General features: G+C 66.8%; 22 protein-coding genes. 14 read left to right on the top strand and 8 right to left on the bottom strand.

Translation table 11 applies throughout. The features are described 5' to 3' along the window. The first annotated feature begins 3 nt into the window (after nt 1-3). From C4S71_RS19960 to C4S71_RS19985, 5 genes are all read left to right on the top strand, one after another. The gene (locus tag C4S71_RS19960; protein ID WP_103970314.1) at nt 4-1,638 is read left to right on the top strand and encodes a BCCT family transporter; all 1,635 of its coding nucleotides are present in this window, start codon (nt 4-6) and stop codon (nt 1,636-1,638) included. A 76-nt stretch (nt 1,639-1,714) separates the two neighbouring features. Then, nucleotides 1,715-1,891, top strand: a complete 177-nt coding sequence (locus C4S71_RS22640; RefSeq protein ID WP_176342941.1) for a hypothetical protein — start codon at nt 1,715-1,717, stop codon at nt 1,889-1,891. 155 nt (nt 1,892-2,046) lie between these two features. Beyond that, a complete protein-coding gene (locus C4S71_RS19975) occupies nt 2,047-2,745 on the top strand; it encodes an extensin-like domain-containing protein (RefSeq protein ID WP_103970316.1) in 699 nt (232 codons plus the stop codon). Between the two features lie 72 nt (nt 2,746-2,817). Next, nucleotides 2,818-3,765 (top strand): cobyrinic acid a,c-diamide synthase, encoded by a 948-nt coding sequence (locus tag C4S71_RS19980; RefSeq protein ID WP_086511557.1) that lies wholly within the window; start codon nt 2,818-2,820, stop codon nt 3,763-3,765. 78 nt (nt 3,766-3,843) lie between these two features. Further along, nucleotides 3,844-5,073, top strand: a complete 1,230-nt coding sequence (locus C4S71_RS19985; protein WP_086511558.1) for a toxic anion resistance protein — start codon at nt 3,844-3,846, stop codon at nt 5,071-5,073. On the opposite strand, the gene C4S71_RS19990 is transcribed toward C4S71_RS19985, so the two are convergent. The 4 genes from C4S71_RS19990 to C4S71_RS20005 all read right to left on the bottom strand — a co-directional run bounded on the left by C4S71_RS19990 (nt 5,070) and on the right by C4S71_RS20005 (nt 9,477). Beyond that, the gene (locus C4S71_RS19990) at nt 5,070-5,423 is read right to left on the bottom strand and encodes a sll1863 family stress response protein (protein ID WP_086511559.1); all 354 of its coding nucleotides are present in this window, start codon (nt 5,421-5,423) and stop codon (nt 5,070-5,072) included. The two genes, C4S71_RS19985 and C4S71_RS19990, sit on opposite strands and share 4 nt — an antisense overlap. A gap of 70 nt (nt 5,424-5,493) precedes the next feature. After that, nucleotides 5,494-6,762: a GGDEF domain-containing protein gene (locus C4S71_RS19995; RefSeq protein WP_235014687.1), complete on the bottom strand. Its 1,269-nt coding sequence runs from the start codon at nt 6,760-6,762 to the stop codon at nt 5,494-5,496. Continuing rightward, on the bottom strand, nt 6,759-8,120 hold the full coding sequence (locus C4S71_RS22815) for a substrate-binding periplasmic protein (RefSeq protein ID WP_235014690.1): 1,362 nt from the start codon (nt 8,118-8,120) through the stop codon (nt 6,759-6,761). The genes C4S71_RS19995 and C4S71_RS22815 overlap by 4 nt, the downstream gene beginning before the upstream one ends. Nucleotides 8,121-8,340: 220 nt before the next feature. Next, entirely contained in the window at nt 8,341-9,477 is a 1,137-nt protein-coding gene (locus tag C4S71_RS20005) for a PQQ-dependent sugar dehydrogenase (RefSeq protein ID WP_103970317.1), read from the bottom strand. A gap of 120 nt (nt 9,478-9,597) precedes the next feature. Here C4S71_RS20005 and C4S71_RS20010 point away from each other — a divergent pair, with 120 nt between their 5' ends. The 3 genes from C4S71_RS20010 (at nt 9,598) to C4S71_RS20020 (ending at nt 12,514) form a co-directional block, all read left to right on the top strand. Beyond that, on the top strand, nt 9,598-10,986 hold the full coding sequence (locus tag C4S71_RS20010) for an MFS transporter (RefSeq protein WP_086511562.1): 1,389 nt from the start codon (nt 9,598-9,600) through the stop codon (nt 10,984-10,986). Further along, nucleotides 10,983-11,732, top strand: a complete 750-nt coding sequence (locus C4S71_RS20015) for a sulfite exporter TauE/SafE family protein (protein ID WP_086511563.1) — start codon at nt 10,983-10,985, stop codon at nt 11,730-11,732. The genes C4S71_RS20010 and C4S71_RS20015 overlap by 4 nt, the downstream gene beginning before the upstream one ends. A gap of 89 nt (nt 11,733-11,821) precedes the next feature. Continuing rightward, the gene (locus tag C4S71_RS20020; protein WP_103970318.1) at nt 11,822-12,514 is read left to right on the top strand and encodes a type IV pili methyl-accepting chemotaxis transducer N-terminal domain-containing protein; all 693 of its coding nucleotides are present in this window, start codon (nt 11,822-11,824) and stop codon (nt 12,512-12,514) included. Nucleotides 12,515-12,603: 89 nt separating this feature from the next. Here the strand turns inward: C4S71_RS20020 and C4S71_RS20025 are convergent, their stop codons facing one another. Beyond that, nucleotides 12,604-13,836: an E22 family MetX-like putative esterase gene (locus tag C4S71_RS20025; RefSeq protein ID WP_103970319.1), complete on the bottom strand. Its 1,233-nt coding sequence runs from the start codon at nt 13,834-13,836 to the stop codon at nt 12,604-12,606. 148 nt (nt 13,837-13,984) lie between these two features. Here C4S71_RS20025 and C4S71_RS20030 point away from each other — a divergent pair, with 148 nt between their 5' ends. The 6 genes from C4S71_RS20030 (at nt 13,985) to C4S71_RS20055 (ending at nt 20,930) form a co-directional block, all read left to right on the top strand. Further along, nucleotides 13,985-14,512 (top strand): retropepsin-like aspartic protease family protein, encoded by a 528-nt coding sequence (locus tag C4S71_RS20030; protein ID WP_103970320.1) that lies wholly within the window; start codon nt 13,985-13,987, stop codon nt 14,510-14,512. A 7-nt stretch (nt 14,513-14,519) separates the two neighbouring features. Beyond that, nucleotides 14,520-15,512: a YihY/virulence factor BrkB family protein gene (locus tag C4S71_RS20035; RefSeq protein ID WP_086511567.1), complete on the top strand. Its 993-nt coding sequence runs from the start codon at nt 14,520-14,522 to the stop codon at nt 15,510-15,512. Further along, nucleotides 15,509-16,555 (top strand): NAD(P)H-dependent flavin oxidoreductase, encoded by a 1,047-nt coding sequence (locus C4S71_RS20040; protein ID WP_103970321.1) that lies wholly within the window; start codon nt 15,509-15,511, stop codon nt 16,553-16,555. The genes C4S71_RS20035 and C4S71_RS20040 overlap by 4 nt, the downstream gene beginning before the upstream one ends. Before the next feature lie 42 nt (nt 16,556-16,597). Continuing rightward, the gene (locus tag C4S71_RS20045) at nt 16,598-18,328 is read left to right on the top strand and encodes a VRR-NUC domain-containing protein (RefSeq protein ID WP_103970322.1); all 1,731 of its coding nucleotides are present in this window, start codon (nt 16,598-16,600) and stop codon (nt 18,326-18,328) included. After that, nucleotides 18,325-20,646, top strand: a complete 2,322-nt coding sequence (locus tag C4S71_RS20050; protein WP_103970323.1) for an ATP-dependent DNA helicase — start codon at nt 18,325-18,327, stop codon at nt 20,644-20,646. Before C4S71_RS20045 ends, C4S71_RS20050 begins: the two co-directional genes overlap by 4 nt. A gap of 104 nt (nt 20,647-20,750) precedes the next feature. Further along, the gene (locus C4S71_RS20055; RefSeq protein ID WP_010627671.1) at nt 20,751-20,930 is read left to right on the top strand and encodes a PLDc N-terminal domain-containing protein; all 180 of its coding nucleotides are present in this window, start codon (nt 20,751-20,753) and stop codon (nt 20,928-20,930) included. 39 nt (nt 20,931-20,969) lie between these two features. On the opposite strand, the gene C4S71_RS20060 is transcribed toward C4S71_RS20055, so the two are convergent. The 3 genes from C4S71_RS20060 to C4S71_RS20070 all read right to left on the bottom strand — a co-directional run bounded on the left by C4S71_RS20060 (nt 20,970) and on the right by C4S71_RS20070 (nt 22,109). Beyond that, the gene (locus C4S71_RS20060) at nt 20,970-21,188 is read right to left on the bottom strand and encodes a DUF3565 domain-containing protein (RefSeq protein WP_307718948.1); all 219 of its coding nucleotides are present in this window, start codon (nt 21,186-21,188) and stop codon (nt 20,970-20,972) included. Nucleotides 21,189-21,202: 14 nt separating this feature from the next. Then, on the bottom strand, nt 21,203-21,730 hold the full coding sequence (locus C4S71_RS20065; protein WP_086511572.1) for a GspH/FimT family pseudopilin: 528 nt from the start codon (nt 21,728-21,730) through the stop codon (nt 21,203-21,205). A gap of 115 nt (nt 21,731-21,845) precedes the next feature. Next, nucleotides 21,846-22,109 carry a PP0621 family protein gene (locus C4S71_RS20070; RefSeq protein ID WP_086511573.1) on the bottom strand — a complete coding sequence of 88 codons (264 nt, stop codon included), beginning with the start codon at nt 22,107-22,109 and terminating at the stop codon, nt 21,846-21,848. Nucleotides 22,110-22,154: the final 45 nt, after the last annotated feature.

Genomic DNA, 22,154 nt, shown 5'->3' on the forward strand with positions numbered 1-22,154 from the left:
AGTATGGCCAACCATGGAGGGCAGCGGGTCTTTGCCGTGTCGGCCCTGATCATCCTGGCGCTGGTGGTGACCGGCGCCGGCTTTCCCGAGGCGTTTGGCAACGCCGCCGATACAGCGCTGGCCGGCGTGACCCGGCTGTTTGGCTGGTTCTACCTGATCTCGGTGTTCGGCTTCGTCATCTTCCTGGTGGTATTGGCCTTCAGCAAGTACGGCAAGATTCGCCTGGGGCCGCAGGACAGTACGCCGAGCTTCAGCTTCTTCTCCTGGGTCAGCATGCTGCTGGCGGCGGGCTTCGGCGTGGGGCTGGTGTTCTACGGCATGGCCGAGCCGATGCTGCATTACCTCGAGCCGCCCTACGGCGACGTGCCGGCCGAGTCCACCGAGGCGGCGCGCTATGCCATCCAGTACAGCTACTTCAACTGGGGCATACACCAGTGGGCCGCCTTCTCGGTGGTGGGCCTGATCATCGCCTACTTCCAGTTTCGCAAGGGGCAGGCCGGGCTGGTCTCCTCGGTGCTGTCGTCGATCTCGGCGAAATACCCCCGGGTACGCCCCTATGCGCCGACCCTGGACGTGTTCGCGGTGGTGGCCACGGTGATGGGGGTGGCCACTTCGCTGGGCCTGGGCGTGCTGCAGCTCAACGGCGGCTTCAACGCCGTGTTCGGCCTGCCGGAAAGCGTGCTGTGGCAGTTCGTCATCCTGTTCGTGATGTTCCTGGCCTACATGGCCTCGACCTGGTCGGGGCTGGACAAGGGTATCCGGCGCCTCTCCAACCTCAACATGATCCTGTGCATCGGGCTGATGCTCTACGTGCTGATCACCGGGCCCACGGTGATGATTCTCGAAACCATCACCCTCGGTATCGGCGACTACCTGCAGAACTTCATCGGCATGAGCCTGCGCATTTCGCCTTTCACCGACAACACCTGGGCGGCCAACTGGACGATCTTCTACTGGGCCTGGGTGATCGCCTGGTCGCCCTTCGTCGGTACCTTCGTCGCCCGGGTCTCGCGTGGCCGTACCATCAAGGAGTACGTGTTCGGCGTGCTGATCGTGCCGCCGCTGCTGGCCTGCCTGTGGATCGGCGTGTTCGGCGGCGCCGCGCTGCACATGGAACTGACCGGTGACGCCGGCCTGGCGGCGGCCACCGAGGCCAACATCACCGTGGCCCTGTTCGAGATGTTCGAGCGTATGCCGTACAGCGGCGTGCTGTCGGTGATCGCCATGCTGCTGATCTTCATCTTCCTGGTCACCTCGGCCGACTCGGCGTCCTACATCGTGGCCCAGATGACCGACAACGGTTCGATCAATCCGCCGCTGTTCAAGCGGGTGATCTGGGGCGTGCTGATCGCCGCCATCTGCCTCACCCTGATCGCCGCCGGCGGGCTGACCGGGCTGCAGTCGGCCGCAGTGCTCTCGGCGCTGCCGTTCACCTTCATTCTCTACGGCATGATCGTGGTACTGATCCGCGAGCTTCGCGCCGACCGTCAGGCCATGCTGACCCAGCTCTACCGCCGTCACGGCGAAACCCCGGTGGGGGCCGACGCCTTCGAGGCCGAGGCGCTGGGCGAGCAGGAGCGCCTGCGGCGGGCGCCCAACGTGGTCAATCGGCGTATCCATCGGCGTGAGGGAGGCTAGATGGTTGACAACTGCGGTAGCCAGGCGTGGTGACAGGTCGTAAGCTTGAGAAAGAATCGGGTATCGGATGCCTACCATGTCTCTCATCGGCTCACGCCAACGTCCGCTGCAGCGCGGCGCCACCCGGCGCCGCCAGCCGCGTCGCCGTTCTCCGGGCGGCTTCGACCGCTGGCTCGACCGTGCGGTGGACATCGCCGTGATCACGGCCCTGGCGGTGGGGGGCGTGGCGCTGCTCTTGCATCTGCTGCTCTAGGCTCTGTACGAAAACTGTCTGCGCTCGCCCATACGGCGTTAAAAATCGGCTCAAAGTACTCATTTACACCCCGTAAACTCCGTCTTTTCGCCGATTTTTGCCTTGTCTGGCCATCGCTCGCCGACTTTTCGTGCAAAACCTAACGTCGAGGTGAGATGCGCTTTCTGCTTGTCCTGATCGTGCTGACTGCCCTCGCCGCGGCCGCCTGGTGGCAGTTCGAGGAGCGCATTCCCCGCCACTGGCACCCTTGGGCGCCGTTGCACGTCGACGACCCCCTGACCCCGGTGACCAAGTGGAAGCTGCACCGCCTGGCCGAGGATCGCGAAGGCTGTCTGGCGGCACTGGCGACGGTGCCCGAGGGTGCGCTGCGCATGACCCCGCTCGACGATCACGAGCCGGTGAGCGGCTGCCCGCTGGAAAACGTGGTTCGGGTGCATGGCAGCGAGGTCGAGTTCAACGCCAGCTTCGTGGCGCGCTGCCCGCTGGCGCTGGCCTGGGTGATGTACGAGCGGCAGCGTCTGCAGCCTGCCGCCGAGGCCCACTTCGATACGCGTGTGGCGCGGGTCGAACATTTCGGCAGTTTTGCCTGTCGTAACGTCTACGGTCGCGAGGGCGGACGCCTGAGCGAGCATGCCACCGCGGAGGCGCTCGACGTGGCGGCTTTCCACCTGGCCGATGGACGACGTATCACGCTGATCGACCACTGGGACGACGCGAATGCGCGGGGCGACTTCCTGCGTGACGCGCGTGACGGCGCCTGCGATCTCTTCGGCAACGTGCTGGGGCCGGAGTACAATCGCGCCCATGCCGATCACTTCCACTTCGGCATGCGCGGCTTCCGGCTGTGCCGCTGAGGCCGTCAGGCTCGCACCGCGTCGCCGGCCCCCGTACACTCAGAAGCATCTACCCGCTGGCGCACGAGGCTTATGCTGGGATTTTTGCAGGGATTCGCTTACGGGCTGTTCGTCACCTGCCTGCCGTGGTGTCTGGTCGGGCTGGCCAACCCTAGGCTGGCGGTGCCCACCGAGAACCCCAACCGTTTTCAGGTGCTGTTTCGCTACTGCCTGCTGGTACCGTTCATCAGCATGGTGCTGTGGCTGACCTCGCTGTGGGGCGGCTTCGGCCCCAGCCTGGGCGGCTGGTTGGCCGGGCTGGTGGCGGTGGCGGTGGCACTGCCGGTAGAACGGGGCTGGCGTCGCTGGCGCAGCCGGCGACATCAGCAGCGCCTGCAGGCGCGGCTTGCGGCCGAGGCCGAGCGCCAGCGCGCCGACCGTGAGCGTGCCGCCAGGGAGGCGGGGGTGGCCGAGCTGGATCCGGCCCGGCCGCCGGTGGGAGCCGATGAGCTGACCCTGGCGCTGTGCCGGGCCAAGCAGCAGCTGCTCGACGTCAGGCGTGGCGATCTGGCTAGCCAGGTCGATCGTTTCTATACCCGCTACAGCCATGTCATGGAACTGCTCGCCGCCCGTTTCGACAAGAGCGAGCTGGCCTTCGAGCGCTCGCGCAGTCTGATCACCGAGGTCTGCCTCGGGGCGGTGGATACCTTCACCTCCATGGCGGCCCAGGCGCGGGGGGTGATGGGCCTGGATGACGAATACGTGCGCCGCCGCCTGACCCAGGAGGGCAGCCAGCTCTCCGTCGAGGAGCGCATCGCGCTCAAGCGCCGCCTGGAGCTGATCGAGGAGACCGACCGGCGCCTGCGACGCCTGGTGGCGCGCAACGAGTCGGCGCTGACCCTGCTCGACGATACCGCAGTGGCCCTGGCGCGGGTCGAGACCGGGCGCCCGCAGGCATCGCTCGCCACCGACCGGGCGCTGGAAGAGTTGCGTCGCTTCATCGAGGGGGCAGAGCGCTACAGCCGTAGTGAACGTCGTTGAATGCGTGGTCAGCCTGCTCGCGCAGTATCAGGAGCGGAGTTGCTATGGTGGGGGAAAGGCCTGAATGGGGAAGTACTCATGAAGCAGTCGTCCGAACGTGGCTCGCCGCTCTCGCTGCCGCCGGTGGAGCAGATCGCCAGCGAACTCGAGGAGGTGGCGCCCGAGCCGAAGGATAGCGAGGAGATCGTCATCGACGACCCGGAGCTGGAGCAACTGGCGAATGCCTTCGTCGATGACGTGCTGTCCAGCGAAGGCGCCGAGCTCGATCGTCAGCGGCGTGCGGTGGACGAGATGGGCCTCGAGCTGCAGCAGCAGGCAGCGCATCACAGCGAGATGCTGCAGGCTCCGCTGCACAAGCTGGCGCACCAGGGCGACGAGGGTGGCCCGGTGGCCAAGGCGTTGATCGACCTGCGCGGCCACATGCAGGAACTCGATCCGCACCAGCACCGTCTGGCCTCGGGGCCGTTCGACCGGCTGCTGGCGCGTATCCCGGGCGCCGGTAGCCGCATTCAACGTTACTTCCGCAAGTTCGAAAATGCCCAGCAGGCGCTGGACGCCATCATTGCCGACCTGGAAGGCGGCCGCGACATGCTGCGCCGCGACAACATCACTCTCAGCGACGATCAGGAGAGCCTGCGCCAGCTGCTTGGCCGGCTGCAGCGCCAGATCGATCTGGGCCGCCTGATCGACCGGCGTCTGATACAGGCGCTGGAGCGGTTGGGCGACGAGCACCCACAGCGGACCTTCATCGAGGAGGAGCTGCTCTTCCCGCTGCGCCAACGCATCGTCGATCTGCAGCAGCAGCAGGCGGTCAGCCAGCAGGGCGTGCTGGCCCTGGAAGTGATCATCCGCAACAACCGCGAACTGATTCGCGGCGTCGACCGGGCGATCCACGTTACCGTGTCGGCGCTGACCGTGGCGGTAGCGGTGGCGCTGGCGCTGGCCAATCAGCGCCTGGTGCTGGATCGGGTGGAATCACTCAACACCACGACCTCGGAGATGATCGCCGGGACGGCCAAGGCGTTGCGTCAGCAGGGGGTGGAGATCCAGACCCGTGCCGCCTCGGCCCAACTCGACATGCAGGCGCTGGAGCAGGCCTTCGATGACGTGCTGGGTGCCATCGACGATCTGTCGCGCTATCGTCAGGAGGCGCTGCCCCAACTGGATGCCCAGATCGACCGCCTGGCGCAGCTGACGCGCCAGGGTGGCGAGTCGATCGACAGGCTGCAGCGCGGCAACGAGGTCCACTCCCAGGGTGCGGAAGGGAAGCAGCTGCCACCCAAGGACAAGGGCGAGACAGAAGGCTAAGGAGAACCGCCAGGCGATCGGGTGCCTGGGCTATCGTCATCCGCTTCGTTGACGTCCCTGGGCGGCGGCTCGTGGCGCTGAGCGTCGCTCAGCGCCTTGCGTAGCAGCTCCCAGGCCTCGTCGAACCCCTGCTGCAGCGAATCCCAAGCCGCCTCGCCGGCGTACTGCAACTCCTCGAGGCGGCGCTGGGTTTCGTCGCGGCGCCGCTTGAGGCGCTCGATGTCATCCTGGTAGCGATTCTGTGCCTCGGCGCTGGCCTGGCGTGCGCGGGCGACCATGGCTTCTATCTCGGCGTTCCATTCGTCCAGTTGGGCCTTCATCTGCTCGACGAACTCGTCGCGTCTGCTCATACGCTTGCTCCGCCTCCGGCTGGGTCTACTCTATCGATTCTTCGCTACCGGGCCGGTTCCCCGACCGTGCTCAGGTCTGGGTGACGACCCGGTCACGCCCCTGGCGCTTGGCGCGATAGAGCTGGTGATCGGCCTCGGCCAGCAGCGCCTCGTAACCGTCTTCGTCCTGGGCGGGGTCGCTGCTGGCCACGCCGAGGCTGGCGGTGACCCGGCCCGAGCGAGTGGAATGCACATGGGGAATCTCCAGGGCGCGAATCTCCTGATGGATGCGTGCGGCCACCCGCTGGGCACCCGACAAGTCGGTTTCCGGCAGCACGCAGACGAATTCCTCGCCGCCATAGCGTGCGACCAGGTCCGAGGCGCGGTGGACCACACGCGTGAGCGCCTTGGCGATGGCTCTCAGGGTGTCGTCGCCGGCCACGTGTCCATAGTGATCGTTGAATTCCTTGAAGTGGTCGATATCGATGAAGATCACCGAGATGGCATGGCCGCCGCGCTGGGCGCGCTGCCACTCCCGGCTGAGGAACGCATCGAAGTGGCGACGGTTGGCAATGCCGGTCAGGCCATCCATGGTGGAGATCTGCTGCAGCTGGTCGCGCTGGTCGAGACCGTGCTGAAAGGCTTGCAGCAGCCGGTCGACGCTTTCCACCAGGTGGCCCAGCTCGTCGTTGGCATGACGGTCCATGGCCGGCTTGGGCCAGAGGCCCGGACGGCTCGGGTCGGTGTCGGCAATAGCCGCATGAACCTTGAGCAGGGGGCGGGTGACGAACCAGTGGAACGCAACGGCCAGCAGCGCCGCGATGGCCAGCGCCTTGACCACGCCCAGCGAGAAGATCAGCAGGCCGCGCTGGCTGAAGTCGTGCGCCAGGCTGTCGAGCGCCAGGCTCAGCGAGAGTTCGCCGACGGGCTGAGGAGAGGCATTGGCATCGGCCTGGTAGTACAGGGTCTGGTGATAATCGAGGATGTCGCCGAACAGGGCGTGGGCAACCCGGCTGCTGGCCTTGTCCGTCTCGCGCTGCCGTTCCGCCATGCTGCGCCCGAAGTCGTCGCGAAGGGAAACGTGAGCCACGGCACCACCGTAAAACAGCCCTTCGACGACTTGGGTCGCCAGCTCCGGGTTGAGCTGGAAGGCGGCCTCGGCCGCCGTGCCGTGCACCAAGTCGAGGCGATGGCGGGTGTCATCCTGAACCTCACGCTGCATGGCACGGGCGTCCAGGGCCAGCTCGACGATGCCGGCGAGAATGCTCAGCAGCAGTGCGATGGCCAGGGTGAGCCCGGCTTGTTTGGCGGTCAGGCTGCGCCTGAGCAGTTGGCGTTCCATGCCAATGAGTGGGTTCACAAGGGCCTCTCTGTGTTGTCTTTCCGGTCGAGCGCTGCCTGCAGCCGGGCAATGAAATAATCGGGAACCGAGGGGTGGCAGGCGAGATAGAGTTCCACTTCGTTGAAGACGAACAGGCGGCGCAGCGGCAGATTCGCCTCTTCGGCCAGGTAGCGGGCCGCCTGTTCGCCGGTGACCCAGGCGTCGATCACACCGGCCCGCAGGCGGGCGATGTTCTCACGCTCGGCGCTGGCTACGACGATGGGAACGCCCTGGCTGGCGGCATACTGCCCGACGGCGTCCTCGCGAAAGCTGCCCACGCGCAGCTCCGCGAGCTCTTCGAGCGAGCTGGCCTCGATTTCGGCATCCTCGAGGGTGAAGGCGGCCCAGGTGCTCGAGGTCAGCGGCCCCACCCAGGTGAACAGCGCTTCACGCTCGGGCGTGCGAGTGGTCGAGTAGACGCAGTGGCGCTCGCGCAGCTGCGCTTCGGTATAGGCCCTGGCCCAGGGCAGCAGCCTGAACTCTGCGTCGAGCTCGGCGGCGCTGAGGGCGGCGCGTAGCAGCTCGGTGGAGCTGCCGGTGATGGTGCCGTCTGCACCGCGATAGTTGTAGGGTGGATACTCCTCGGTGTTGAAGGCAATGGTGCCGCCAAGAATCTCGCCCACCACGCCCCGCTCGCGCAGACGATCCAGCGCCGCCTGCATGCGTTCGATCAGGTCGGGGTCGGTGTCGCGGTGCAGCGCGTAGTAGAGGTCGGATTCGCTGATGGTCAGGGCCGGGGTGTAGTCAGTGGTCGGCATGCCCTCTTCGTTCATCAACCAGAAAGCCACGTCCTCACCGTAGGCCCACAGATCGACCCGCCCCCGCTCGAGCATGCGCAGCGCGCTGGCGCCTGACATTGCTGCATGGATCTGGGCTTCCGGCACTTCGGCTTCCTGCAGTCGCTGGGCGCCGATGTCCTCGCGGATCACGGCAATACGGTAGTCGCCGGCGATCACGTCCTCGATATCGTTCAACTGGATGCCGCTGTCGCGACGGGCCAGCAGCGATACCCTGTCGGTGGCAATCGGACCCACCCACTGGAACAGCTGCTCGCGCTGCTCGGTGCGCGTGGTGGAGAACAGTACCGTGTTCGGCTCGGACAGGACCGTTTCGTACCCCCGGGCCCAGGGATAGTAGCGCACGTCCTCGCGGGACATGGTGCTACCGGTTTCGGCGAAGATCCGCTCCAGCAGCTCGATGGAGATCCCCTCGAGCCTCTCATTCTGTCGGTAGTTGTAGGGAGGGTACTCTTCGGTGATGAAGGTCAAGGCTTCCAGCTCGGCGGCTGCCGGCAGAGGAAACAGAGCGAGCAACAGTGTCGGCCACCATCTCTTCATACGTCCTGCCCCCTTGCGGCTTGTTCTTCTTGCGATCCTTATCGCTGCCGAGCCGGCATCACCCAGCCTTACCTGGCGCTCATGGATGAGGCTGCCCGACAGAGGGCTTAACCTAGGTTAATCCCGATAATGCCCGGGGGAGCGTGAGAAGTGAAGGTACTGCCTGTCCACGCAAGGGCGACAGCTGACGGCCCGCAGAGGCTGCGGGCCGGGCGACGACTCACTCTTCCGGCTCGAGTCGGTAGAGCGTGCCGTTCTCGTCGCCGATGAGCGCATACAGATAGCCCTCGGGGCTCTGGCGGATGTCACGCACCGGACCCAGCGGCTCCTCGAGCAGTTCCTCCATCTCCATCACCTCATCGCCATTCACTTCGAAGCGATAGATCTGGCCGTTCTCCAGACCGCCCACCAGCAGGTTGCCCTGCCACTGTGGGTAGTGCTCGCTGTCGACCACGGCCAGACCTGACGGGGAGACATCCGAGGAGAAGCGATACGCAGGCTCGATGACCACCTCGTCGGTGAACAGCTCGCCGCTGGCGATGTCGTCGAGCAGGTCCGCGCCGGCGGCCTCGTCGCTGTCGTCGCCCTCCGGCCAGCCGTGATTCTCTCCGCTGCGGATCAGCAGCAGCTCGTCGTGTCCGTTGCCGCGGGCTTCCACGGCCCAGACGTCGCCGCGGCTGCGGTCCACGGCCAGCCCCAGCACGTGGCGATGTCCCCAGGAGTAGATCTCGGGCAGGTAGCCCACGTCCTCGAAGCGTGGGTTGTCCTCGGGCGCCAGACCTTGAGGGTTGAGCCGCAGGATCGAGCCGGCATGATCGTTGGTGTCCTGAGCGCGCTCTGGCGAGCCGCGGTCGCCGACCGACATCAGCAGGCTGTCGTCATCCATCCAGGCCAGGCGTGAGCCGGAATGGGGGCCGGGCTCGGAGCGACGGTTCTGCTCGAACAGCTCTTCCACATCCGTCAAGCGATCGCCAGCCAGGCGCCCGCGGGCCAGCGCCGTGGCCGTTGAGTCGGCGTCGCCGCTGGAGTAGGTGAAGTAGATCCAGCCCGTGTCGGCATAGTCGGGCGAGGCGGCAATGTCGAGCAGCCCGCCCTGATTCTCCACATGAATGCCGGGCAGGCCTTCTACGGTCTGACGCTCGTCATTGTAGAAGCTCTGAATCTGCCCGCTGCGTTCGCTCACCATGTACAGCCCACCGGGCAGGATGGCCACACCCCAGGGGCGCTCGAGATCTTCCGCCACTGCCGCCAGTCTCAGCGTCTGATGCTCGGTTTCCAGCGTCATTTCGTCGGCGCTGGCTGCCGTGGCTACCACGGCCAGCGCCAGCAGAGGAGTACCGTTCCAGCGTCCTTTCATGATTCACCTCCGGTCCATGTGTGACCCTCAGTGTAGTGAAAGCCGCTCCAGCGTCATCTCGGCAGCGAATTGCTGGTAGGCTAGCGCTGCGGGAGGGTCCCGCAGGCAAAGGAGAGGGGGATGAGCGTGATACCGGCGGCGGGCAGCGCGGGCGCCAGGCAGCGGGCATCGAAGAAGGAGATCCTGGGCTGGGCGATGTTCGACTTCGCCAATCAGGCCTATACGCTGCTGATCATCACCGTGGTGTTCGGCGAGCTGTTCACTACCGTCATCGTCGGGGATCGCGGCGACGGCTTTCGTCTGGCCAACCTGCTGTGGAGCCTGGCGCTGGCGACGAGCTACCTGCTGGTGGTGATCACGGCACCGCTGTGCGGTGCGGTGATGGACTACCGGGCGGCCAAGAAGCGCTTTCTGTTCATCAGCTACATCGTCACCGTGATCGCCACGGCGCTGCTCTATTTCGTGGCCCCGGGCTACGTCATGCTGGGCGTGCTGCTGATCGTGGTGTCCAACTACGCCTATTCCATGGGCGAGTCGTTCATTGCCGCCTTCCTGCCGGACCTCGGCCCGCCCCAGGATCTGGGCAAGATTTCCGGCTTCGGTTGGGCGCTGGGCTACGTCGGTGGCCTGTTCGCGGCGGGCTTCACGCTGGTGGCGCTGGGGGAGGCCAGCGCCGACAACTTCGAGCGCATTCGCTGGGTCGGCCCTTTTGCCGCGGCGTTCTTCCTCATCACCGCCATTCCCACCTTTTTATGGGTGAAGGAGCGCGGCACGCCCCAGCCGCACCGCAAGAGCTATCGCGAGATCGCCTGGGAGCGGGTTTCGACCACGCTGCACGAGCTGCGGCACTTTCGCGATCTGGGCATCTTCCTGGTGTCGCTGCTGTTCTCCATGGCCGGGGTCTACATCATCATTGCCTTCGCCTTCATCTACGGCGCCCAGGTAATCGGCTGGGACGAGGCGGTGCGCAACATCATGTTCATCATCGTGCAGATCACGGCGGCAGCCGGAGCGCTGGGCTTCGGCTTCATCCAGGACCGTATCGGCACCAAGTTCACCTACCAGCTGACCCTGATGCTGTGGGTCGCGGCGATTCTGGCCATCTGGGCCACACCGGAGGTCACCGCCTTCCTCAATGCCGCCTTCGGCCTCGACTGGGAGGCCCAGCACCTGTTCCTGTTCGTCGGCTGTCTGGCGGGGCTCTCACTGGGCTCCAGCCAGTCGGCCAGCCGCGCCCTGGTGGGGCTGTTCTCGCCGACGCGCAAGGCGGCGGAGTTCTTCGGCTTCTGGGGGTTGGCCAACAAGCTGGCCGGGGTCTTAGGCATCATCGCGCTCGGATTGCTGCAGTCCGTGGTGGGGCTGCAGGCCTCGATCCTGCTGTGTGCGGCGCTGTTCATCGTGGCCATGCTGATCTGCCTGGCGGTCAACCAGGCCCGCGGGCAGCGGGCGGCGGCCGAGTGGGAGGCGCGCAACGGCGCCGCCGTGGCCGACAGGGAAGCGACGACATGACCCTAGATCCCTTCCTGCTGGTGCTGGTCACCATCACCTTCGTCGTGGCCGGTTTGGTCAAGGGGGTGATCGGCATGGGCATGCCCACGGTGTCGCTGGCGCTGCTCGCGGCCACGGTGGGGCTGCCCTCGGCCATGGCGCTGCTGCTGGCTCCCACCATCATCACCAACGTCTGGCAGGCGCTGGTGGGAGGCTACTTGACGCAGATCGTGCGGCGCCTGTGGCCCTTTCTGCTGGCGTCGGTGGTCACCGTGTGGCTGGGCGTGGCCATTCTGGCCCGGGTCGACGTGCGCTGGCTCTCCGGGCTGCTCGGGGTGCTGATCGCCTTCTACGCCCTGGCCGGGTTGTTCAACCTCGGCCTGGGCAAGCTGGTCAGCCGCGGCCGACATGCTGCGCCGGTCAACGGCGCCCTGACGGGCCTGCTCACCGGCATGACCGGCTCTTCGGTATTTCCCGGCGTGGCCTATCTGCAGTCTCTCGGCCTGCCGCGGGACATGCTGATCCAGGCCATGGGCGTGCTGTTCGTGGCGACCACCATGGCGCTGGGCCTCTCCATGGGAGGGCAGCGTCTGCTCAGCGTGGAGCTGGGCCTGCTCTCGCTGGGGGCGGTAGTGCCGGCGCTGGTGGGCATGCAGCTCGGCCAGCGGCTGCGTCAACGGCTGTCGGAAACCACCTTCCGGCGGGTCTTCCTCAGCGGCCTGCTGGCCATGGGGGTCTACCTGCTGATGCGCTCCCTGACGGGCTGACATGCCAGGGCATGGCCAACTCACTCGGTGAGTGGCACGGATTTCGCTTGTACTCGGTATCGTGTTGGATAGCCAGCCAGGAGAAGCCGATGCCAAGTGACGTTACTGCTCCACGTTTAGATGCTCCCCCCAAACCGCTCGCCCGGCCGATACAGGCCGACCTTTCGGGGGAGGTATTCGCCGGCCTGATCAACCTGTCGGGGCGCCGGCGCTTTACTTCCCAGCGTCTGGTGCTCTATGCCGTACTGGCCGCCCAGGGGCACCCGGAAGCGCTGGATACGGCGCGCGATGCACTAAAATTGTTCCGCGATGCGCACCTTGCCCTTATCGAAGGCAAGAATGGACATCCCGGCGTCTTCTGTGAGGAGCTGCACGAGGCCTATTACGGGGCCTTGGACGGCGAACGCATCATCGCTGAGTTCATTGCTCTGGCCGAGCGCGTGCTGAACGCTCTCGCAGCTGGCGGTGAGGTGCAGACCTGGCTCGATGAGCTGATCCGTTCGGCCACGCCGCTGCTTGCGGTGCTCAACCAGTTGACCCAGATCTACGAGGAGCTCTCTCAACGCCATTCCATGGCCCTGCGGGGCCAGGCGCATGAGCTGCTCGGCACGATCACCGCCATTGCGCGCCAAGCGCGTATCGTCTCCTTCAATGCGCAGATCGTCGCCTCGAGTGCCGGTCAGGCCGGCCGGGCATTCTCGGTGATTGCGACCGAGCTGTCCGGGATCACCGGCGAGATCGACAAGTTGGCCCGAGAGGCGCTGGGCAATGCTGCCTCCTGAGGCGCAGGCATCTGCCATTCGGCTCGCTGGCCATGGGGGTACCTGCTGATGCGGTCGCTACTCGGCTAGGCGGATAACGACCGCGTGCTTCACTCGGCCAGGAAGGCGCGGATGCGTTCACCGGCCTGGTCGATGGCGAGTATGCCGTCCAGGTGGCCGCGCTTGCCCTCGAGGGTGACCAGCTCCACGTCAGCCCCACCGTCCTCGATCAGCTCGGCGGTCTGGCGTACGCCTTCCGGAGCGAACACCAGATCGTTCTCGCTGTAGAGGATCAGGGTGGGCGCCTCGATGCGGCCAAGCCCCTCCTCCAGGCTCCCGCCGTGCCCGGCGATGAACGACTGGTTGGCCTTGACCAGATAGAGCAGGTGGTTGGCGTCGGCCAGTTCGGCCCGGGCGGCGGCGATGTCGTCGAGGGTCTGTTCGATGGCGTAGCGCGCGTCGAGCTCACGGGTCGGGTCGGCGTCCTCGTCGGCCCAGCTGCGGTCGAAGGTCTCGTTGGCCCACAGCCAGTGGTTGGCGTTCAGTGTCACCAGCTTGAGCGCTTCGCGCAGCCCGTCCAGCGGCGGCTCGCTGTCGTAGTAGTCGCCTTCGTTCCAGTTGGCATCCAGGCGAATGGGGGCGGCCCAGGCGCTCAGGGTCGCCAGTAGCCAGGGGTCGGCAACACCGCCGCCGATCACCGGGATCAACCGCTCGACCCGCTCAGGATAGGTGCTGGCCCACTCGTAGGCCTGCAGCGCTCCCATGGAGGGGCCCATCACGGCATGCAGCCGTTCGATGCCCTGGCTCTCGAGCAGGGCCTTCTGCACCTCGACGAAGTCGCGAATGGTGACCAGCGGGAAGTCGGTGCCCCAGGGCTCGCCGGTCTCGGGGTTGGGAGTGGCCGGCCCGGTGGTGGTGACGTTGGGGTCGTGGACGTTGAGGTTGACCAGGGTATCCGAGGCGATGATGTAGTACTCGTCGGTGTCCAGCGGCTTGCCGGGGCCGATGATCGCGTCCCAGTAGCCGGGTGCCGCATCGTCTTCGGCGTAGCGGCCCGCGGCATGGCTGGTGCCGGAGAAGAAGTGGGTGATCAGGATGACGTTGTCCCGCTCCTCGTTGAGCGTGCCATAGGCCTCCCAGCCGATGCGCACCGGCGCGATGGTGTCGCCGCTCACGGTGGTGTATTCGTCCAGCTCGAATACCTGCTTTTCCACCAGCCCGTCCCATGCCGTTGCCGGCGTGCTGGTCAGCAGGGCCGTGATCAGCGCCGCGCCGAGCAGGGCCGGGGCGAGGGGGGAATGACGCTGAGCAATCATGGTCGAATGTTCGATGCGATCATGCATGTGGCTATCCTTGTCGTTATTGAATCGATAGACGTCATTGAAGCGATAGTCGTCGAAGCGCAGCCAAGGGAGGCGCAGCGCCGTTCAGTACAGACAGCCAGACCCAAAGTGTCAAAGCGGGCTAGGCCTGCCAACCGGGAGATAAGACATGAACCGACAGCGCGGTTCGATCAGGCGTGCCGGCATGGGCATGATGCTGCTGTTCTGGGTGTCGTTCATCGGCGTTGGCAGCTGGTGGTTTCACGGGTTCCTGGAAACTCAGCGCAATCCCAACGCGCACCTGGTCAATGCCGTGAGCGGCTCCGACGAGCCGATCGTGCTGGAGCGCAACCGCTCCGGCCACTTCGTCGCCACCGGACGGATCAACGGCGAACCGATCGAGTTCCTGCTCGATACCGGTGCCACCTACGTGGCCGTGCCCGCCGAGTTCGCCGAGCGGCTTGGCCTGCAAAGTGCCGGCTCGGCCTGGTTCAACACCGCCAACGGGCGTGTACGCGGCGACCTCACCCGGCTCGACGAGGTCAGCCTGGGCGGCTTTACTGTCACCAACGTCAACGGCTCCATCAGCCCCGGGCTCGAGGGCGAGGTAGCCCTGCTGGGGATGAGTTTCCTCAACCGTTTCGACATCGAGATTCGCGATGCACGCATGATACTGCGCCCGGCGCAGCAGCCCTGAGGATGTCATGGCAAAGGAACTGAGAGGTCGCAAGGCCGGCAAGCCGAACCAGATACCCGCTCCGGGGTGGCTGGACGTGACCTGGCGGGTCAAGGAGCAGCTAGCGGACGATCACGTCAACATGCTGGCGGCCGGCATCGCCTTCTATTCGCTACTGTCGCTGTTTCCCGCCATGGCGGCGGTCATCTCGCTGTGGGCGCTGGCCTTCGATCCGGTGGAGCTGGCCGAGCAGATCGCTGAGCTGAGCCGCTTCATGCCGCCCGGCGGGGCTCGCTTGATTACCGAACAGGCCGAGGAGGTCGGCGCCAATACCGATACCGGGCTCAGTCTGGCAGCGCTGTTCGGCCTGGCGGTAGCGATGTTCGTGGCATCCAAGGGGGTGCGCGGTCTGCTGGTCGGGCTCAACGTGGTGTATGGCGAGGAGGAGCGGCGCGGTTTCGTGCATCGCATGCTGGTGGTGGCCACGCTGACCATCGGGCTGATCGTGATCTCGCTCGGGGCGATCGGCGTCGTCGCGCTGTTTCCGCTGGTCGTTGGCTGGTTGGCCCTGGAGGGGCCCGTGGTCACCTTGATCAACTGGCTACGCTGGCCGGCCCTGCTGCTGTTGATGATGTTCGTGATTGCGGTGCTCTACCGCTTTGGCCCCTATCGGCGCTCGCCGCGATGGGAGTGGGTCAGCGTGGGCACCGTGGTGGCGACGCTGCTGTGGCTGCTCGGCTCCGGCGGTCTGTCGCTCTATGTCAGCCAGTTCGCCAACATGGACGAGCTGTATGGCTCGCTCGGCGCGGTGGTGATCCTGATGCTGTGGTTCTGGCTCTCCTCGTTCGTCGTATTGCTGGGCGCCGAGATCAACGCTGAAATGGAGCGTCAGACCAAGCGCGATACCACGGTAGGCGAGCCCCGGCCCATGGGCCAGCGGGGCGCCTACGCCGCCGACACCCTGGGGCCGAAACGCCCTTGGCAGCGCAACAAACGACAGCAGGGGGAGCAGGGAGAATGACCGTGAATCTGACTCGCCGGCTCGGCATCGAGCTGCCCATCCTTCAGGCGCCCATGGCCGGTGTACAGGGCGCCGAGCTGGCCGTGGCCGTGAGCGAGGCGGGGGCGCTCGGTGCCTTGCCCTGCGCCATGCTCACGCCGGAAGCCATGGTGGACGAGCTCCAGCGTATTCGTGCCGTTACCGCACGGCCCCTCAACGTCAATTTCTTCTGCCATGCACCGCCGGTGCCGGACGCGGCGCGGCTGGCGCGCTGGCACCAGGTGCTGGCCCCCTATTACGCCGAGTACGGCCTCGATATCGACAGCGTGCCTGCCGGCGCCGGACGGCGTCCCTTCGACCAGGTGGCATGCGATGCCCTGGAGCCCTTCCGTCCCGAGGTGGTCAGCTTCCATTTCGGCTTGCCGGAGGCGGCGCTGATCGAGCGGGTCAAGGGCTGGGGGGCCGTGGTGCTCTCGTCTGCCACTACCGTCGAGGAGGCGCGCTGGCTCGAGGCCCATGGAGTCGATGCGATCATCGCTCAGGGGCTGGAAGCGGGCGGCCATCGCGGCATGTTCCTCAATGATGACGTCACCACTCAGCTCGGCACCTTTGCGCTGCTGCCGCAGGTGGTGGTGGCCGTGTCGCTGCCGGTGATCGCCGCCGGGGGCATCGCCGATGCGCGCGGGGTGGCGGCGGCGCTGGCGCTGGGCGCCTCGGCCGTGCAGGTCGGCACCGCCTTCCTGTGCTGCCCCGAGGCCACCACCTCGACGCTGCATCGCCGTGCGCTACAGAGCGAGGCCGCGCGCCATACGGCGCTGACCAACCTGTACACCGGGCGTCCTGCCCGCGGCATCGTCACCCGTCTGATGTGCGAGCTGGGCCCGCTCAGCGAGGCGGCACCGGCCTTCCCCCTGGCCACCGCCGCCATCGCACCGCTGCGCGGTGCCGCCGAGGCTGCGGGCAGCGCCGACTTTTCGCCGCTGTGGGCCGGGCAGAACGCCAGCAGCTGTCGTGAAGTGCCGGCGGCCGAGGTGGTGCGCGCCCTCGCCGCAGGCTTGGGTTGAGGCAGAGCTGGCAGGCGGCGATAGGGCTGTTATCATGGATGCATGAACAGTATCTCGCCTGCCGAGGCGGTCACCGCCCCCCTTGACGATCCCTTCTACTACCTGGCGAACTTCCGCTTCGTCCTGGACTGGGTGGGCAAGCATCATGCCGACCTGCTGACCCGGGAAGAGCGCGGCCTGCTCGCCGCGTTCGACGTTTTTCCTCGGGCGTCCCAGGCGCTGTTGGTGCGCATGGTGATGCGCAAGGGAGAGCTCTTTCGTACCGACAGGCTCGTCTATGCCGAGATCGGCGATACCGAGTGCGCTCTGGCGCCGCTGGTGGAGGCCGGCTGGGCCGAGGCGGATCCGGTGCTGACCCAGGGCGAGCTGTTTCGCCTGCTGCGTCTGGCCGAACTGCGCCGGGCGCTGGCGGGGGAGATCGCCGCGGCCGGTCTTGCTCCCGGAGCGAGCAAGACGGCGATCAGCGAGGCGTTGTCGGTGCAGGAACTCCAGGCGAAGCGCCTGGCGGAGTGGTGGCCCCAGGCGAACGACGTTCTGGACGGCGAGCGCATCGTGCGGCTGACGGTCATGCCCTGGTGCGACCGCCTGCGGCTGATGTTCTTCGGCAACCTGCGCCAGGACTGGGCCGAGTTCGTGCTCGCCGAGCTTGGCCTGCAACGCTTCGAGCGAGTCGAGCTGACGCCGGGCTCCCGCGCCTTCCAGCATCGCGAAGAGGTCGATGCCTACCTGGCACTGCACGCGCTGCGCGAGCGCCTGGAGCAGGGTGAACCGCTCGCGGCGCTGGTGGCCGAACTGCCGAGCGTGCCGGAAAAGAACGTTTGGCTGGCGCAGCGGCGAGGCAAATTGGCGTTCCTGCTGGGCCAGGCCGCCGAACGAAGCGGCCAGGAAGCCTTGGCCCTGAGGCTTTATGCCGAAAGTGGCGAGGGCGCGGGCGGCCAGGTGGAGGCGCGCATACGCCGCCTGCGGCTGCTGGAGCGGCTGGGTGAATATCGTCAGGCTCATGCGCTGGCCAGCCGGGCATGGGCAGCGGCAGTCGATGAGCAGGAGCGCCAGGCGCTGGCACGCCTGCTGCCCAGGCTGTGTCGGCGGTTGGAGCTGGCGCCACCGAGCCGCGAGCCCGACGCTGCCGTTCGGCGTCTCGATCTCTGTTTGCCGATGGCCGGTGCGATCGGCGTCGAGCGGGCCGTGGCCGAACACCTGAACCGCCCCGAAGCACCGGTTCATTACGTCGAGAACGCGCTGCTCACCGGCCTGTTCGGCCTGCTCTGCTGGCCGGCACTGTTCGCCCCGCTGCCGGGTGCCTTCTTCCACCCCTTCCACATCGGCCCGGTGGATCTCTATCGCGACGACTTCGTCGCGCGCCGGCGCGAGCGCTTCGACGCCTGCCTGGCGCGTCTCGACGACGGCAGCCACGGTGAGGCGATATGGCGCGTCTGGCACGAGAAGCGCGGTGTGGCCTCGCCCTTCGTCTACTGGGACGTGCTCGACGAGGGGCTGCTGGAGCAGGGGCTGGCCTGTATTCCGGCGACTCACCTGCGGGCCTGCTTCGAGCGCCTGCTCGCCGATCTCAAGGCCAATCGCGCCGGCCTGCCCGATCTGATCCAGTTCCTGCCCGGCGCGGCCAGCGGCGAGCCTCGCTATCGCCTGATCGAGGTGAAGGGGCCCGGCGACAGGCTGCAGGACAACCAGCGGCGCTGGCTGGCGTTCTTCCAGGCCCAGGGTATCGAGGCGATGGTCTGTCACGTCACCTGGCAGCAGGGCGGGGCGTCATGAGCGCTGTCGTGACGAGCGGTGAAGCGCCGCTCTATCGCGTGGCGGTGCGGGCGCTGTGCGACTTCACCGCCCGCGAGGGCGATCTCGACCTCCGCTTCACTCCTTCGCCCAGCGCTCGCGAAGGCATCGCCGGCCACGCCCTGGTGGCGGGGCGTCGCGGCGAGCGTTACGAGCGCGAGCTGGCCCTGAGCGGGCATTACCGCGGCCTTGCGGTCAGCGGTCGCGCCGACGGCTTCGACCCGGCGCTGAACCGCCTCGAGGAGATCAAGACCCATCGCGGCGATCTCTCGCGCATGCCCGCCAACCAGCGCGCTCTGCACTGGGCCCAGGTCAAGGTCTACGGGGCGCTGCTGTGCGCCGAGCGGGGGCTCGCTTCGCTGACCCTGGCGCTGGTCTATTTCGATATCGGCAGCGAGCGCGAGACCCTGCTGACCGAGGAGGCCAGCGCCACCGAGCTCAGCGCCTTCTTCGAGGCCCAGTGCGAGCGCTTCCTGAGCTGGGCCGAGCAGGAGGCAGGCCATCGCCAGGCACGCGATACCGCCCTGGCCGGGCTGAGCTTTCCCCACGACGAGTTTCGCCCCGGGCAGCGCGAGCTGGCCGAGAGCGTCTACAAGGCGGCGGCCACCGGACGCTGCCTGCTGGCCCAGGCGCCTACCGGCATCGGCAAGACCGTGGCCACGCTGTTCCCGACCCTGAAGGCGATGCCGCGCCGGCGGATCGACCGGCTTGCCTTCCTGACCATGAAGACCCCGGGACGGCGTCTGGCGCTGGAGGCGCTGGCGCGGCTGGGGGCGGCCAGCGACTGCGGTGAGGGCGGGGAGGGGCGCCTGCCGCTGCGGGTGCTGGAGCTGACGGCGCGCAGCAAGGCCTGCGAACACCCCGACAAGGCGTGCCACGGCGATGCCTGTCCGCTGGCCGCCGGCTTCTACGACAAGCTGCCCGCCGCGCGCCAGGCCGCGGCCGAGCGTGGCTGGCTCGACCGCGAAGCGCTGCGCGAGGTGGCCCTCGAGCATGACGTCTGCCCCTACTACCTGGGTCAGGAGCTGGCACGCTGGAGCGACGTATGCGTGGGCGACGTCAACCACTACTTTGATGTCTCGGCGCTGCTGCACGGTCTGGCCCAGGCCAACGGCTGGCGCCTGGCGCTGCTGGTGGACGAAGCCCACAACCTGGTGGAGCGGGCCCGGGGCATGTACAGCGGGGAGCTGGATCAGCACGCTTTCGCGACGCTGCACCGCAGTGCCCCTGCGCCGCTGGTGAAGCCCCTCGGCCGGCTGATGCGCCAGTGGCAGGCGCTGGTGCGCGAGCAGGGCGGCGCCGACGAAGGGCAGCGGGGCCGCCCCGCCTACCAAGTACTCGATGACCTGCCCGGCCGCCTGGTCGGCGCGCTGCAGCAGGTGGCGACGGCGATCGGCGACTATCTGGCCGAGCATCCTGGCGGCGCCGACCCGATGCTGCAGGAGCGGCTGTTCGATGCCCTCGGCTTCGGCCGTCTGGCCGAGTCGTTCGGCGAACACTCGCTGTGCGACCTCTCACGCCATGGCCGCGGGCGCGCGGTGCTGGGGCTGCGCAACCTGATACCGGCCGACTTCCTGGCCCCGCGTTTCGCCCAGGCACACAGCTGCGTGCTGTTTTCGGCCACGCTGTCGCCGGCCCACTATCATCGCGACCTGCTCGGGCTGCCGGACGACTGTGTGTGGCAGACGGTGGCCTCGCCGTTTCGCAGCGATCAGCTCGAAGTGCGCATCCCGGGCGGTATCTCGACCCGTCTGCGCGACCGCGAGGCCTCGCTCGAGCCCATCGTCGCCGAGCTGGCCGGGCAGTACCGCAGACGGCCGGGACTCTACCTGGCCTTCTTCAGCAGCTTCGCCTACATGGCGGCGGCGGCGGAGCGACTGGCGCGGCTCCACCCCGAACTGCCTCATTGGTGTCAGACCCGCGGCATGCGCGAAGACGAGCGCGACGCCTTCCTGGCCCGCTTTCGCGCGGGCGGGCAGGGCATCGGCTTCGCGGTGTTGGGCGGGGCCTTCGGCGAGGGTATCGACCTGCCCGGCGAGCGGCTGATCGGGGCTTTCATCGCCACCCTCGGCTTGCCACCGTTCGATCCCTTCAACGAGACCCTCAAGGTCAGGCTCGAGGCGCGGTTCGGCAGCGGCGATGCCTACGCCTATCGCATACCGGGGCTGATCAAGGTCACTCAGGCCGCCGGTCGGGTGATTCGCAGCCCCGAGGACCGCGGCACGCTGGTGCTGATGGACGATCGCTTTCAGCGTGCGGAGGTGCGCCGGCTGCTCCCCGACTGGTGGCAGCTCGGCTGAGATGAGTTACCTGATATTACCTGGCGTAACAGTTTCGGATTGTTACCCTTACCGCTGCGTGCTACTTCTTGAACAACACCGACCGCTGGACAAGGAGATGTCTGATGGGAATCGAAGTAGGCGGCCTTTTGGGTCTGATCTGGCTGATCATCCTGGTCTGGGCTATCGTCAAGGTGGCCAAGAGCCCGGCCGGCCCCATTGCCAAGCTGTTGTGGATCATCGTATTGCTGTTGTTCCCGCTGGTGGGGCTGATCATCTGGCTGCTGATGGGACCCAAGGGGTAGCGGGCTCTATGAGGAGCGGTCCCATGGGGCGGGGCCGGGTCATGGATTGTCCCGTGGTTCGCCCCGTTCGCATTTCAGGCATTCGAGCTCGAGGCCTAGGCGTGTACGCCGCCCGGCCTCGGTCGTGACCCAGGGGCGCTCTATCCAGGGCGGCTTATGGCGCACGTGCTGGTTGTGCCCGCGTGCCAGCTCCGCGACCCAGTGCCCTTCGTCGTCCCGGTGGTAACCTACGATGGCTTGTCGCATCTCTCTGCTCATCAGATGTGGCAGGGTCAGCAGTCGATGGCGTTGCCTGCGCGCGCTCTGCCGAAATTGCTCAGTACCAGCTCGGCACCTTGCCCATGCCGGCCGCAGATGCGGAAGGTGCCGTTGTGTCCCGACGACCGGCCCAACGGAGTGAAGCGCACCGGCTTGCCATCCTGACGATAGCTGACGCTGACGCCGCGACCGCCCTCCAGCACCCTGAGCAGGGCATCCGGGGCGAAGTCGTCACCCGACAGCGGGCCGAGCACGATGACCAGCGAGGCGCTCCAATCGTCCATATGGCAGCGCTGCCGGTCCGGGCTGGGGCAGACGACGACCGTGCTGCGTCGGGTAATGGCACTGTTGCGTGCCAGCGAGAGCGCCATGCGCAGACGGTGCGCTTCGGCCACCACTTCCTGGCGGGCGTTCATCGCCTGCAGGCCGGGCACCGCCCAGCCCATCAGGATACCGGCCACGACGATGACGACCAGCAGTTCGATCAGGGTCAGGCCACGTTGGCGTGGGGCGGTGAAAACCGGGGCGTGAGCCGCTTCCATGGCGCTCTCTAGGGTGGTCTCCTCGATGAGGCATCCACTCTAGTCGAGCTGGGCAGAGCGTCTATCAGTCATCGCCGATGAAAACTGTAGGCGATTGCCGCTATGGCCTGACAGCTTACTCCTCGGGGCGCTGTTCCTGCAGGTAACGGTCGCGATGAGCGCTGCTGCAGAACCATTCGCCCTGGTCGCGCAGCGCCTCGCTCTCCGGCACGTGCACCTGGCACCAGCTGCAGCGCACCATCTGATTGCCTTCCTGGTGCGATGCATCCTCCAATTGCCCTTCGCGGTCGAGCTTCCACTCGCGGTACATGCGATAGAGTTTGAGGCCGGCGAAGAACAGCACGGCGAAGATGATCAGGCGAATGAGCAATAGGTTCATCCTTTTCTGGCTCCCTTCTGGGTTGGCGGCTTTGCCAGCCGGACG

It is taken from the genome of Billgrantia desiderata (genome assembly GCF_900108215.1).
Classification (GTDB): Bacteria; Pseudomonadota; Gammaproteobacteria; order Pseudomonadales; family Halomonadaceae; genus Halomonas; species Halomonas desiderata.

Bases quoted from the DNA above. Each gene is read 5' to 3' on its own strand.
- C4S71_RS20065 (WP_086511572.1), bottom strand. From the start codon at position 21,730: ATGGAAGCGGCTCACGCCCCGGTTTTCACCGCCCCACGCCAACGTGGC.
- C4S71_RS20025 (WP_103970319.1), bottom strand. From the start codon at position 13,836: ATGCATGATCGCATCGAACATTCGACCATGATTGCTCAGCGTCATTCC.
- C4S71_RS19980 (WP_086511557.1), top strand. From the start codon at position 2,818: ATGCTGGGATTTTTGCAGGGATTCGCTTACGGGCTGTTCGTCACCTGC.
- C4S71_RS19990 (WP_086511559.1), bottom strand. From the start codon at position 5,423: ATGAGCAGACGCGACGAGTTCGTCGAGCAGATGAAGGCCCAACTGGAC.
- C4S71_RS20015 (WP_086511563.1), top strand. From the start codon at position 10,983: ATGACCCTAGATCCCTTCCTGCTGGTGCTGGTCACCATCACCTTCGTC.
- C4S71_RS20055 (WP_010627671.1), top strand. From the start codon at position 20,751: ATGGGAATCGAAGTAGGCGGCCTTTTGGGTCTGATCTGGCTGATCATC.
- C4S71_RS20045 (WP_103970322.1), top strand. From the start codon at position 16,598: ATGAACAGTATCTCGCCTGCCGAGGCGGTCACCGCCCCCCTTGACGAT.
- C4S71_RS22640 (WP_176342941.1), top strand. From the start codon at position 1,715: ATGTCTCTCATCGGCTCACGCCAACGTCCGCTGCAGCGCGGCGCCACC.
- C4S71_RS20005 (WP_103970317.1), bottom strand. From the start codon at position 9,477: ATGAAAGGACGCTGGAACGGTACTCCTCTGCTGGCGCTGGCCGTGGTA.
- C4S71_RS22815 (WP_235014690.1), bottom strand. From the start codon at position 8,120: ATGAAGAGATGGTGGCCGACACTGTTGCTCGCTCTGTTTCCTCTGCCG.
- C4S71_RS20035 (WP_086511567.1), top strand. From the start codon at position 14,520: ATGGCAAAGGAACTGAGAGGTCGCAAGGCCGGCAAGCCGAACCAGATA.
- C4S71_RS20040 (WP_103970321.1), top strand. From the start codon at position 15,509: ATGACCGTGAATCTGACTCGCCGGCTCGGCATCGAGCTGCCCATCCTT.
- C4S71_RS20060 (WP_307718948.1), bottom strand. From the start codon at position 21,188: ATGAGCAGAGAGATGCGACAAGCCATCGTAGGTTACCACCGGGACGAC.
- C4S71_RS20020 (WP_103970318.1), top strand. From the start codon at position 11,822: ATGCCAAGTGACGTTACTGCTCCACGTTTAGATGCTCCCCCCAAACCG.
- C4S71_RS20030 (WP_103970320.1), top strand. From the start codon at position 13,985: ATGAACCGACAGCGCGGTTCGATCAGGCGTGCCGGCATGGGCATGATG.
- C4S71_RS19985 (WP_086511558.1), top strand. From the start codon at position 3,844: ATGAAGCAGTCGTCCGAACGTGGCTCGCCGCTCTCGCTGCCGCCGGTG.
- C4S71_RS20070 (WP_086511573.1), bottom strand. From the start codon at position 22,109: ATGAACCTATTGCTCATTCGCCTGATCATCTTCGCCGTGCTGTTCTTC.
- C4S71_RS20050 (WP_103970323.1), top strand. From the start codon at position 18,325: ATGAGCGCTGTCGTGACGAGCGGTGAAGCGCCGCTCTATCGCGTGGCG.
- C4S71_RS19975 (WP_103970316.1), top strand. From the start codon at position 2,047: ATGCGCTTTCTGCTTGTCCTGATCGTGCTGACTGCCCTCGCCGCGGCC.
- C4S71_RS20010 (WP_086511562.1), top strand. From the start codon at position 9,598: ATGAGCGTGATACCGGCGGCGGGCAGCGCGGGCGCCAGGCAGCGGGCA.
- C4S71_RS19960 (WP_103970314.1), top strand. From the start codon at position 4: ATGGCCAACCATGGAGGGCAGCGGGTCTTTGCCGTGTCGGCCCTGATC.